The 11,562-nt window shown below is 70.0% G+C and carries 12 protein-coding genes; 4 read left to right on the forward strand and 8 right to left on the reverse strand.

From position 1 onward, the window contains the following. Nucleotides 1-44: 44 nt before the first annotated feature. The 3 genes from FVS66_RS08615 to FVS66_RS08625 all read right to left on the reverse strand — a co-directional run bounded on the left by FVS66_RS08615 (nt 45) and on the right by FVS66_RS08625 (nt 2,768). Complete coding sequence (locus tag FVS66_RS08615; RefSeq protein ID WP_262386879.1) at nt 45-455, reverse strand: ANTAR domain-containing protein; 411 nt, start codon at nt 453-455, stop codon at nt 45-47. Nucleotides 456-602: 147 nt separating this feature from the next. Further along, nucleotides 603-2,057, reverse strand: a complete 1,455-nt coding sequence (locus tag FVS66_RS08620) for an alpha/beta hydrolase family protein (protein ID WP_399225141.1) — start codon at nt 2,055-2,057, stop codon at nt 603-605. A 135-nt stretch (nt 2,058-2,192) separates the two neighbouring features. After that, entirely contained in the window at nt 2,193-2,768 is a 576-nt protein-coding gene (locus FVS66_RS08625) for an ABATE domain-containing protein (protein ID WP_149180415.1), read from the reverse strand. A gap of 122 nt (nt 2,769-2,890) precedes the next feature. Here FVS66_RS08625 and FVS66_RS08630 point away from each other — a divergent pair, with 122 nt between their 5' ends. Both FVS66_RS08630 and FVS66_RS08635 read left to right on the forward strand, forming a co-directional pair. Next, nucleotides 2,891-3,190: a hypothetical protein gene (locus tag FVS66_RS08630; RefSeq protein ID WP_149180416.1), complete on the forward strand. Its 300-nt coding sequence runs from the start codon at nt 2,891-2,893 to the stop codon at nt 3,188-3,190. Nucleotides 3,191-3,295: 105 nt separating this feature from the next. Then, the gene (locus FVS66_RS08635; protein WP_149180417.1) at nt 3,296-3,541 is read left to right on the forward strand and encodes a hypothetical protein; all 246 of its coding nucleotides are present in this window, start codon (nt 3,296-3,298) and stop codon (nt 3,539-3,541) included. Nucleotides 3,542-3,653: 112 nt separating this feature from the next. On the opposite strand, the gene FVS66_RS08640 is transcribed toward FVS66_RS08635, so the two are convergent. Beyond that, nucleotides 3,654-4,391: a MerR family transcriptional regulator gene (locus tag FVS66_RS08640; protein WP_149180418.1), complete on the reverse strand. Its 738-nt coding sequence runs from the start codon at nt 4,389-4,391 to the stop codon at nt 3,654-3,656. Nucleotides 4,392-4,450: 59 nt separating this feature from the next. On the opposite strand from FVS66_RS08640, the gene FVS66_RS08645 reads away from it, so the two are divergent. Beyond that, the gene (locus FVS66_RS08645; RefSeq protein ID WP_187645446.1) at nt 4,451-4,945 is read left to right on the forward strand and encodes a DUF6194 family protein; all 495 of its coding nucleotides are present in this window, start codon (nt 4,451-4,453) and stop codon (nt 4,943-4,945) included. A gap of 921 nt (nt 4,946-5,866) precedes the next feature. Beyond that, the gene (locus FVS66_RS08650) at nt 5,867-6,403 is read left to right on the forward strand and encodes an SMI1/KNR4 family protein (protein ID WP_149180420.1); all 537 of its coding nucleotides are present in this window, start codon (nt 5,867-5,869) and stop codon (nt 6,401-6,403) included. Between the two features lie 548 nt (nt 6,404-6,951). Here the strand turns inward: FVS66_RS08650 and FVS66_RS08655 are convergent. The 4 genes from FVS66_RS08655 to FVS66_RS08675 form a co-directional block, all read right to left on the reverse strand. Continuing rightward, the gene (locus FVS66_RS08655) at nt 6,952-7,761 is read right to left on the reverse strand and encodes a hypothetical protein (RefSeq protein ID WP_187645445.1); all 810 of its coding nucleotides are present in this window, start codon (nt 7,759-7,761) and stop codon (nt 6,952-6,954) included. A 1,223-nt stretch (nt 7,762-8,984) separates the two neighbouring features. Continuing rightward, nucleotides 8,985-10,214 (reverse strand): serine hydrolase domain-containing protein, encoded by a 1,230-nt coding sequence (locus tag FVS66_RS08665; RefSeq protein WP_149180421.1) that lies wholly within the window; start codon nt 10,212-10,214, stop codon nt 8,985-8,987. A gap of 214 nt (nt 10,215-10,428) precedes the next feature. Continuing rightward, a complete protein-coding gene (locus FVS66_RS08670; RefSeq protein ID WP_262386880.1) occupies nt 10,429-10,959 on the reverse strand; it encodes a transposase in 531 nt (176 codons plus the stop codon). 50 nt (nt 10,960-11,009) lie between these two features. Further along, the gene (locus tag FVS66_RS08675) at nt 11,010-11,495 is read right to left on the reverse strand and encodes a winged helix-turn-helix domain-containing protein (RefSeq protein ID WP_149180423.1); all 486 of its coding nucleotides are present in this window, start codon (nt 11,493-11,495) and stop codon (nt 11,010-11,012) included. Nucleotides 11,496-11,562 lie beyond the last annotated feature (67 nt).

Raw genomic sequence — 11,562 nt, forward strand, 5'->3', positions numbered from 1 at the left:
CCGCGCGCCTTCCGGGCCGGTCGTGCTCGGTGTCCATCCTCCTTTCAGCGGGTGGTGTGGCAGCCGGGCGCTGCCGTCGAGGCCGTCGAGGCCGTCGAGGCCGTGGTGGCCGGGACTGTGGGGGTGTGGGGGAACAGTCTGCGCCGCAGTTCCGTGCGGAGATTGCTCGGGAGGTTTCCGGTGTGGGCCCAGTGCACCACCAACTCGGCGACGTGGCGGAGTTTGGTGTTGGTGCACATCGAGGTCTCGCGCAATACGTCCCACACCTTCGACGAGGAGCAGCCGCCGACTGCCATGAGTACTCCCATGGCCTGGTCGATGACGGCGTGCGATTCGACTGCCCGTTCCAGGTGCGCGATCTGGGTCTTGAGCTGTTCTATCAGGACTTCGCCGCTTGCCGGCTGGGCGTCACGGTGCGGGGTGTCCTGCCTCTCCACGTTCGCCTCCATGGTCATCAGCGGTACACCTCGGTACATGCCCGGTCGCGTCACCCACACGGCCCGCCTTCACCGCACCGACCCGGAACCCGCACACGTACACCTGTTCCTGCGGCGTCGAACTGCTGCGGCGTCATGGCGCCGCGGGAACACGTGCACTGCGGCTCACGGTCTGCGCGGGCGGTGGACGGTGAGGTCTCCGTGGGCGGACAGCGCGGTTTCGAGGGGGGTGGGGTGGCTGCGGAGGGTGGCGTCGAGGAAGGCGAGGGTGGCGGCGGCGGTGGTGCGGGGGCCTTCCGAACGGTCCAGCGATCCGGTGAGGGCGGGCAGGGGTGCCATGTAGAGGGGTGCGTCGGTGAAGGTGAGGTGGGCGGTGCCGGGGACGGTGAGCCGGTAACTGGTGGAGGCGCTGTTGTTCAGGGTCTTGGTGAGCCGGGGGACGTAGTCGGGGTCGGTGTCGGGGCCGATGGTCTGGGTGAGGGCGAGTACGGGCTGCGGATAGGGGCCGGGGTCGGGGTCGTGGGGGTAGCCGTCGATGTCGATGGCGGCGGTGAAGCGTGTGTCCTGGCGGGCGGCGAGCAGTGCGGCGGCGCCGCCGAGGGAGTGGCCGGTCGCCGCGGCGCGGGCGGTGTCCAGTCGGCCGGCCAGCGGGCCTGGGATATCGCCGCGGTCGAGGCGGGTGAGGTGGGCGAGGGCGGAGCGGAGGTCGGCCGCGCGGGTAGCGGTCCATTCGGCGGCGCGCTGCTCGTCGGTGTCGGGGTCTCCGGTGGCGGCGACCTTTGTGCGGATGGTGCGGCCGTCGGCCAGGACGACCGCGGCGGAGTCGTAGGGGTGGTCCAGGGCGGCGACGACATAGCCGTGGGAGGCGAGCTCTTCTGCCCAGGCGGTGTTCTGGGTGCGTACGCCTCCCAGGCCGGGGGAGAACAGCACCACGGGGAACCGGCCGCCGCGCTCGGCGACGGGGGCGTCGGGCGTGGCGTGGCTGCGAGCCTCGGGCAGTGCGTCGAGAGTGAAGGAGGGCAGGCCGGCGTAGTCGGCCAGGGCGTCGGCGACGGTACGGGCTTCGGCCGGGTCGCGGCCCAGGTACTGGGCGCGTTCGTCTCCGGCGGAGGCGCGGAGCGACGCGGGGTACCACAGCTGGGCGACGACGGTACGCCGGTCCTTCGGGTCGTCGGTGGCGGTCTCGGGACGGGCCGGGTCGGTCCACTGCACCACGGTGGTCCCCACCGGGTGGCGGCCGGAAGGCTCGGGGAACGCGGGCACCGGCAGGGCCCATGCCGCCGCGGGCCCGGTGGCGATCAGGGCGAGGCAGAGGGCCGAGCCCGGCAGCGCGAGCCACCAGGGTGCCCGGCGCGCACGGTGTCCCGCACGGCGGCGGAGTTCCGGGGCGAGGGCGAAGGGCAGGGCGAGGGCCGCGGCGGCGAGGACGGGCAGCATCTGCCAGCGCGGTCCGGCCACCGCCAGCGCCGCGCCCGACAACACGGCCCCGGTCGCGGCGGTGAGGGCGACGGCCCGGCGGGGTGAGGGAGGCAGCCATCGGGCCGATACCAGGGCGGCGGCGGCCGTCACCGTGAACAGTTCCAGGAGGGACATGTGCAGTCCCGTGATCAGTTCGGTCACGCCGTCATGATCCGTACCTGCCCCGCCTCGTCACATCGGTCCGGAGTCGCGCCCCTGTGCGACCTGAGGCGTACGAAAGCGCCGGCCCGGCTCCACCCGTACGGGTAGTCGCAAGCGGATCACCGTCGGGCGAAGTCATGTGCCGGCCGGCGTGCGCGACTGCGCCAGGGGCTTTCCGCGGGCTGGACGGCGGGAGGCGCGGGCCCGGTTGCCGCAGCCGATCGAGCACCATGCCTGGTCCTTGCGGCGGGCGAGGAAGAACATGCCGCAACTCGGCGCGGGGCAGCGCCGCAGTCTGACCTGCTCGTCCCCGGCCGCCAGTACGAGCGCCCGCCGGGCGGTCACGCCGTCGACCGGCCCGCCCTGCTCGCGCTGGCGGAGCTTCCCCGCTGTGTCGATGTGGAAGGTCACGGGGGCCTTGGCGGCGAGTTCGTTGAGCCGTTCCCGGGCGGCCCGGGGGAGGGCGGCCTGGCGGGACGCGGCGTCCAGGGCGGCGCGGACGGGACCGCGCAGTGTCAGCAGGTCGGGTTGTGACAGTGCGGCCAGGCGCGGGTCGGCGGCGCGGCCGCGCCAGGCGTCCAGCAGTGGTGGATCGGCCAGCAGGTCGAGGTCCTCTCCGGCCGGCCCACCGCCGCACAGGACGGTGTTGGCCAGATCGAAGACCAGGTCCTCGCCGATCCACGGCATCTCGTGCACGTTGCGGACGCTCATAGCCCCCAACCTACCGCCTCACGGATTCACCGAGATGAATCCGTGATACGTTCCGGTCATGGATTCAGAACATCGAATCCGTGACACGCATGCAGTGTGAACATGACACGGAGAGAGTGAGCATGAGCACGACCATCGAGTACGTACGCTTCGAGGCGACCGACCCCGCCGAACTGACCGCCCACCGCGAGCACCTCGTCACGCTCCTGCGCGACCGATACGGCGCTGCGTTCCTCGGCGCGCACCTCGCCCGCTTCGAGGACGGCTCCTTCCTGGACTTCATCGTCTGGGACTCCCCCGAGACCGCCGCCCGAGCGGCCCAGGAGATGCCCGGCGACCCGGCGGCGAAGGGCTTCTTCGGCGCGATCGGCACGGTCCACGAGATGCGCCACGCCGAGGTGCTCCACAGCACCCGGAGGTAGACGCCCGGCACCGCACACCACCGTCCCCGGCAGCCGGGAGCCGACCGCCGGGGGCGGCACGTCACCCCGCCCCGCCGACGGCACACCTGTGACGGAGCTGTGCTGTTGTCCCGTCCCGCCTTGGTGACCCAGGCATGGCTTCTCCAGGCCGTCATCACCACCGCCCAGGCCCGCGACCGCCGCAGGCGCCGGGGTGGGGCATGGCAGGGTTCCGGCCCGGGACTCCCAGCCGGCTCCGGTCGGCTGCAGCGCGTGATCACGAGGCTGGGGCGGCAGGACATCGAGCTGACCGCCGCGCCGGCCGTGGCTGATAGGGCTTCGGTGGCGCGCGTGGGGCCGGCCGTGTCCTGACCTCGGCCGGGCTCGGATTCGGCGCGGCTGACCTGTCGACTCCGGGTATCCGGTTCGGCGAAGGAGGGGTCGGCCGGCCCGGAGACCTCAGAGTGCCGGCGGGCGGGTCCGACTAGGCGGTCGTCGGATGCTGGGCGGAGGTGACGACGGCTGCGAGGTCTGCGCCCGCTCTGAGCAGCGCCACGGTCCTTGTGGCGATCTGGTCAAGACGCTGTTGCAGGATGTGCTGGGTCTCTCCCAGGCCGTCCACCCGGTGCAGGGAGCCCATGATGGCGCGTACTGCGGGGACGCTGTAACCGGTGCCGCGGAGGGCCGCGATGATTCGGGCCGCTCGGATCGCTGAAGGACCATAGCGACGTGCTCGTAGTGACGTCACCCGTTCCGGGTCGACCAGCCCTTCCTGTTCCCAGAACCGCAGGGTCGAGGGTCGTACACCGAGCGCTGCGGCGAGCTGCGTGATCGTCATGGCGTCGCTCTCTCGCTCGGACTCACTCGTGTTCGCTTCGGCCTGGATGGCGCGCAGCGCTTGCTGGGCGAGCAGAGCCTCGTCACGTTCCCGCGCGAGCCGAACATGCACCGCGTTGACGGCCGAGGCTGCCACAGCGATCGTCTCCGTCCGCAGTCGCGCGAGCATCTCGCGGGCCGCGACAGGGCCGACAGCGCCGGCAAGTCCTCGATAGGCGCGAAGAGCGTGCACGTGAACAGGTGTATAGGAGCGGTAGCCGTTGCTCGATCGAGCGGCTGCGGGAATCACTCCCAGCCGCTCCAGGTCGCGAACCTGTTGCACCGAGTATCCGGACTCTCTGGCGACATCGACCGTTCTGAGCAGTTCTCGTTGCGGGCCGCTCATGATCTCTCCCACCGGCCAACCCCACATAAGCACTTGAAGGTGATGCTTGAACCATGAGTATGGAACAGATCATCGCGACTGTGCGAAGCTTCGACGGCGCGCTCGTGCTCGTCCCGGAACAGGGAGAGGACTTCCCGGAGCTCGCGTGGGGGGACGCGTTCTTCTACTACGCCCCCGACGGCCGGGTCCCCAGGAACGTCCAGCCCTACGGGACGATCGTCACCAAGAACTACCCGGACGACTCGGCTTGCGACCTTGACCCTCCGGGCCGCTGGCGTGTGAACATCCACGTGGGCCGTGCGAAGTTCCAGGAGCTACTCGGGGAGGAGCCGCGAAGCTTCAGCCGCCCTCGCGACTACGCAGCCGCCGACCGCGTGATGCCGCACCCGGTCTACGGCGCGCTCGGCTGGATCTGTGTCGTCACCCCCGGCGAGAGGACGACGGACACCGTTCTGCGGCTTCTGCGTGGCGCCCACGACGCCGATCGTGCCCGCTCCGCGCGACGACACGAACCGGGACAGCCGCTGGAGAGTGACTGGGGCGATGCCAGGTGACCGGACTCGGCTGGCCCGAATCCTGGCCATCGCGGCGCGGTGACGCAGCGCTGCCGCCACATGCGTGAGGCACACGATGACGCCGCTCACACCGGCACCACTCTGCACGGCGTGGTCTCCGCGCCCCTCGTGTCACAGGGGGCATCCGCGCAGACCGCCATCGGCCGCGGCGGCCGGCGACACCCGGTGTGCCACGCGGGCGCGCGACGCGGGCAAGGGCCCCGCGAGCCGTGCGGGCCCTGCGTACAGAGCTGGGCTCCGCGCACGGGCCGGGTCCCTGCGAATACGGTGCCACACCTGTGCCACGTGGGCGGCGTAGCAGGGCGGCTCGACGCCGGGACTCTGGCTGCCCGCACCGCCCGCACATCCTCCCCCACACACCGCACTTCCTGAACATCTCCCCGCGACGACGGCGAAGGCGGCGACGTGCCCGGGCAACCGCGGCGCGACGGCGGCCACGTCATCCGGCCGGCGGTCCAGCACGCTGCGGCGCCGTGGGCGCCGGAGCGGTCGTCGGCGGAGGCCGCCTCGCCGTCAGTCGCCGGGGGTGGTGCCGGTATGGCGGGTGAAGAACTCGCGGAAGATTGGCGGGCATACGGCGGCTCTTCCTCATCGACATCGGCGAGCAGTACCTCTTCGGCACGCAGAGCGCCTGAACCTGGCTGTGTCGAGCGGTAGTTCTCAAACAGGCCCGCTCGGCAGGAGAGTTCACCCCGATTCACGATGCCTGGTGGACGCAGGCCATGAAGATTCACGGCAAGCGGGACGGCACCCGCGCGCTGATCGAGGTCGTACGAGCCCGGGCTGAGGAACCCGCCAAGGTCGGCTCAGAGCGATTGCCGCCGATCTTGACGTGAGCATGTGGGGGCTCCGAGGGGCTGAGGGGCATAGGCACGAAAACCGGCGCTGCAAGATTGTTGTATGTGGGTTCAGCGAGTGATCGAACTGACCGGGTGGGAACCGCTCGGGATCTCCGTCGACTGGGCGGCGATCGAGGGAGAGCTGGGGGTTCCGCTGCCGGCGGACTACAAGGAGCTCTACGAGGCCTTCGGCGGCGGCGTCTTCAGCGATTCCGTCTACTTTCTGGGGCGCGACGAGGGCCTCGCCTTCGACTTCCTTACAAAGTGGCGGGTCTCCCTGTCGGTGGACCGGGACAGCAAGCTCGGAGTCGTCTCCGCCGTCGAGCCCTATGCGATCTACGCGCCGGGCGGCAAGGGGCTGGTCCCCTGGGGCAGCACCGAATGGGCCGACGAGTACTTCTGGCTGATCGATGCCGAGCGTCCCGGCGACTACCCCGTCCTCGCGCAGGCCGAGGACGGCGGCACATGGCACCGGTACGACATGTCCACCTCGGAGTTCCTCTACCGCATCCTTGCCGATGCCGATTTCCACCCGTTCGGGGTCGCTAGGTACGCACTCAACCCGACCTTTGAGCCCAGCTCCGGCGACGATGAGTGACGGTGTGTCGAATCTGGAACCGAGCTGGGAGGGCCCCTCATCGCTGAGGAGCCGATCGACTTGACCCGGGCGATGTCACCGACGCCGAAACGGTCGCCGCCCCGGTCAAGCAGGCCGACACGGTGGTGCTGACTGGCGGCGCTCCCGAGGCGCGGCAGCCCACCGATGTAGTCCTCCACACGGGCGGCGGCGTGAGCCTGCCGAACGAAGACGGCGTACGCTTCTTCTACCCTCCGGTCTCCCCGGAGGACCAAAAGCCCTACGCCAGCGGTCAGTTTCAGGCACTTGACGCCTGTTTCAGGCTCTCGGCGACGACGTGACCTGGACCTACGTCTCCCCGCGGCCGGTGCACCTCGCGCCTGGCGAGCGTCGCACCGGCACCTACCGCACCGGCCTGGCAACGGCCCGGCGACGAGCCTGCGGCGAGCACGGCGGAGGCTCGTCCAGGACAGTACTGGGCGGCGCATACAGCCGGTCGCCGTCGAGGCTGTCCAGGGCCCCGTTCGGGGTGGGGGTCTTGCCCGCCCGCCCTGGTCCCGGGCGTACGGCTACCAAGTTGTCGCGGGCGTCTCCCAAGCTCGCACGCGGTGGACACGAGCGGTCTTCGGGTAAACGGCGCCGGTCTGTGAGCGTGGGCCGATCTCGAAGAGGTCGATCATCAAGAAGAGCGGGTAGCCGGGGAACGGCGGCATCCGTCTCACGACGACCCCGTCGCAGCCGATGACTGTGCCCGAGGGCCCCCATATGGCGGTCCACGTGTGAGGCTTGGACGCGTCCAGGGGGAGGGCGACGTCGGTCATGTCGGTGGTCAGCCGCTGGTCCGAATGTGCTTTGATCCCGCAGCGTGCGTGGCTGATCGCCTCACCGACGGCGTCCGCGTCGATCTCGAAGATGCAGATCTCGCCGCTGTCCTTCTCGGAAAGGTGTTCTGTCCCGACAAGCCAAGCCGCCAGCATGCACCGTTCGTCCACGCTCGCGCTCACGGTCACGTCCACACGTCCAGCGGTGGGGGCCCACAACAGGCGTTGTGGTGTCTCGGTGCGCACGACAAGTCCGTCCGGACGGTGCCGGTGCGTCCCGCGCTGAGAACCCGTCGGGCCGGAGAAGACCCCCGTCTGCAGGTTGGACACGCGCAACGGCGCGTCCTCCTCCCTCCAGTCCGGCTGGTCGGCGTCGATACGCAACCGCAGGCCGGAATCGTCGATGTCGTAACGTGCCCGAGATCGTTCCGGCGACGTCCAGTGCGGCAGGTAGTGACCGACCCACCGGTCTTCGGCGAGCTGGGGAGAGGGGAAACCGTCCTCGAAGTCGGGAACGCGTGCAGGGGGGTCGGGAAGGCGGTCGGGCTTGGAGTTCATGGCGTCATCATCTGTGATGAGAGGCTGCACCGACCAGCCCGACGGGCGGTTGCCGCTCTCCGGGTGGGCGCTCTAGACGGCCGCACAGCCTCTCGGGCCCGGATGGCGCCCGGAGGCAACCATCTGTAGTAGAGCTGATCTCCACCTAAGGTCCTGGCGCATTCTGCGGCTTCATCCGCATCTACCAGCCCTCCGGCATGACACAGCGGGCCGACCTCACCGGCAGCGACCCAACGTCCCACACGAGAAGGGTCGCATCGACGCGGCGGCGGTTCGCGGATGGGCCTGAAACGAGGACGTCTGAGTGCGCCCGCTTGCCGCGCACCCGATGCGGCGGCGCGCACCGACGGTGCATGGCACTCCACTTCTGTGGCTGGAGCCCGACTCGAGAGAGGATGGGACCAAGTGCGCCCACCCCCGGCGGCAGTGCGTCGACGCGCACAGGGCATCGGGCTGCCAGGGCGCTCCGGCATCTGGGTGAGGGCGCGCCCCGCCCTGCCTGGACCGAGCTCTTCGACGGTCACCGGCGGCTGCCCGTCCGCGGCCTCCCGGAGGCGTACGTCACCGGGCCGCCGTCGCCCGCCGCTACGGGCGGGCTTCCGGAGAGGTCGGCGGTGTACGCACATGGGCCGCGAGCTCGGCTTCGATCAACGAGGCGGGCAGACATGGGTGTGTCCCCGCCTGCCACGGTTCGCGCTCCGTGCCCGGTGGCACGGTGCTCCAGGGCCCGGCCACCCGTCCCTTGGACGGCTGGCCGGGCCCGCGCGCAGAGGGCGCTGCCGTCAGCAGGCGTCGACCCAGGTGTGGGAGGAGACGTTGTCGTTGACGAACTCGCCCTTACCAGTGCCGGGCCCGAAGAACCTCAGACCGGAGAGTCCCAGGTCGGGGATGGAGCGGCCGGGGTGGAGGCAGAGCCACGAGCCGGTGAAGCGACATCGCCTCCGATGAGTCGCTGTGCATCCACGGGCTCCAGCCGGCGCTCCCACCACGCGAGATCTTCCTGCTGTGGCAGGCAGGTCGCACCCACTCCCCACTCGCGGCACGAACCATCGAAATCGCCGTAGACGTCGCAGGTAAGATCGTCAGACCCGGGTGACCAGCCACTTCAAGAGCCGTCGCCGGGCTGGGGGTCGGCACCGCGCTCGTCCGTCCGGCCCGTCGATGACGGCAGTACGTCCGGCCCCGCCCGCCGCACGGTTGACGGGCGAGGGCCGAGTTCGGTGTCAGTCCTCGAATGCCTGGTAGAGCGTGGTCCAGAAGTCGTGCATGAGCCGCACCGGGTCTGGGACGGACGCCCCCACCTGGGTGACCAGGATACCGGTGACGTTGTTGACCGGGTCCGCGTAGGACGAGGCGCCGCTGCCGCCGTCCCAGCCGAACTGGCCGATGGGCGCGTAGTCGCCGCGGTAGGTGCGCACCGCCATCCCGAGGCCCCAGCCGCCATGCTGGCCCTGTCCGAAGGAGATGTGGACGTTGTTGACGGCCATCTCCTGGCGGGCCGACTGCTGGTTGGGCGTGAGGCGGTTGGTGGTCATCAGTTCCACGGCGGCGCGGGACAGGATTCGCTCGCCGCGGTGCATGCCGCCGTTCAGCAGCATGCGGAAGTAGGCGTGGTAGTCGTCGACCGTGGAGTTCAGGCCACCGCCACCGCCCTCGAACGCCGGCGGCGCGCTGTGGCGGCCGCCCGCGGCTTCGTCCCACACGTGGAAGGTGCCGGTCTGCGGGTCGGGGGCGTACAGCGGCGGCAGCCGGTGGATCTGGTCGGCGGGCACGTAGAAGCCGGTGTCCTTCATGCCCAGCGGGTCCAAGATGCGCTCACGCAGGAACTCCCCGAACGAATGGCCGGTGACCCGGGCGACGAGCACGCCGAGCAGGTCGCTGGCGATCTGGTACTGCCAGCGCTCTCCGGGCTGGTGCATCAGCGGAAGCTCGCCCAGGCGGCGCATCCACTCGTCCGGTTCGGGCATCGGCACCGGGAGGTTGGGCGTGATCCCCTTCTCGAAGACCGCGTCCATGATCGGGGTGCCGATCGACGTCATATCCATGCCGAGCCCGAACGTGGAGGTCAGCACGTCCCGTACGGTGATCGGTCGGCGCGCCGGCACGGTGTCGTCGATCGGGCCGTCGATGCGCTTGAGCACCTGCCGGTCGGCGAGTTCGGGCAGCCACTCCTGCACCGGGTCGTCAAGCCTCAGCCGGCACTCGTCGAGCAGCACCATGGCCGCCGCGACGGTAACCGGCTTGGACGTGGAGGCCATCCGGAAGATGGTGTCGCGGCATATGGGCGCGCCACCGTCGTGTCGCATCGTCCCGAGCACTTCGACATGGGTCTCCTCGCCCCGGCTGAACAGCGCGACAAGGCCTGGAACCTTCCCGGTATCGACATGCCGTGCCAGCACGTCGTGCACGCGTTGCAGCCCGGACTTGGCAAACCCGATGGTGCCTTGTCCCATGATGATCTCCTTACGCTTGTGGTGAGTCGGCTCTTCGCAGCCGCCCGGAAGCGTGCCTGCTCAGGGCTGATGGCGGTGATGTCGCCCTGGGCAGTGGTCGCGTGGATGGTCAGGCCAGGCGTGCCGTCGGTGTTCTTGAGCGCGTTGTGGTCATCAACGGATCAGAGCGGGAAAGGGAATTACTGAGGTTGAACTCGTGATGTCGCTGGGTCGTTCAGGTGGGTCTGATGGTCAGGCCGGTCTCGGCGAGGCAGCCGTCTATCAGGTGGCTGCGGTACTGGATGTGCCGGAGGCCGCGTCGGATGCGCTGGACGAGGTGTTCGGGGGTATTGAAGGCGACGTTGGAGAGCCAGCCCCGCCGCAGTAGTGACCAGATCCCTTCGACGGGGTTGAGGTCGGGTGCGTAGGGCGGCAAGTAGTAGATGGTCAGCCAGTCCCGGGCTTCGGCGAACTCCCGCAGCCCGGCGGCCTTGTGAACGTTCAGGTTGTCCCAGACGAGCACGATCGGGCCCCCGAGCTGCTGGTGGGCGGCGATCAGCAGGTCCCGGTAATCGCGCCAGGAGAAGCTCTTGCGTCCGTCGCGCTGACCGTCGTCCCTGCGCGGCCGGTAGATCAGCCGCGACCGGTGGCCGGGCTTGTAGCAGGTCAGCGCGGCGATGGATATCCGTCTGCGGGAACGGCCCCGCACCCGCACCACCGGGGTCCGGCCGCGCCGAGACCAAGTCTTCGCGTGCGGCGGCGTCATGGAGAAGCCGGCCTCGTCCTCGAAGACGAGCCAGGCCCCACGGGCCGCCGCTAACCTTCCGCGCGGGGCCACACCTCCTTGGCCCACCCCGCGACCGCATCGTCGTCCCGCTCCACGGCCCGACGGGCAGGCACCTGGCAGGACCAGCCATTGCGCACCAGCAGCTTCCGCACGCCCTGGACCGTGTAGGTCAGGTGGAAGCGCCGGCCGATCACCGTCTTCACACGGCTCAGGGTCCAGCGTTGGTCTTCCCAGCCGTGCGCGGCCGGACCCTTGGCCAGCTCCGCCTCCAGCTGCGTGAACTGCTTCTGACTCAGCCTCGGCAGCGACGCCGGCCCCTGCGACCGCAGAGCCCGGGGACCGCCCTCGTCCCACATCTGCCGCCATCGCTGCACCGAACGGACGCTGACCCGCAGGTCCTTCGCGATCACCGAGCTCGCCTCGCCCAGGGCGAACCTCTCGGCCGCCTTTAGCCGTAACTCCTCGCGGAACTGCTGCCGTTCGGCGGTCAGCCCGCCCCCTTGTGGATACCGCATGCCTTCGGTGATACCGCACAGGCGACGAGCCGTCAGCCCCTACGACACCACGAGTTCAACCTCAGTA

It is taken from the genome of Streptomyces sp. TRM49041 (assembly GCF_008271805.1).
Lineage (GTDB): Bacteria > Actinomycetota > Actinomycetes > Streptomycetales > Streptomycetaceae > Streptomyces.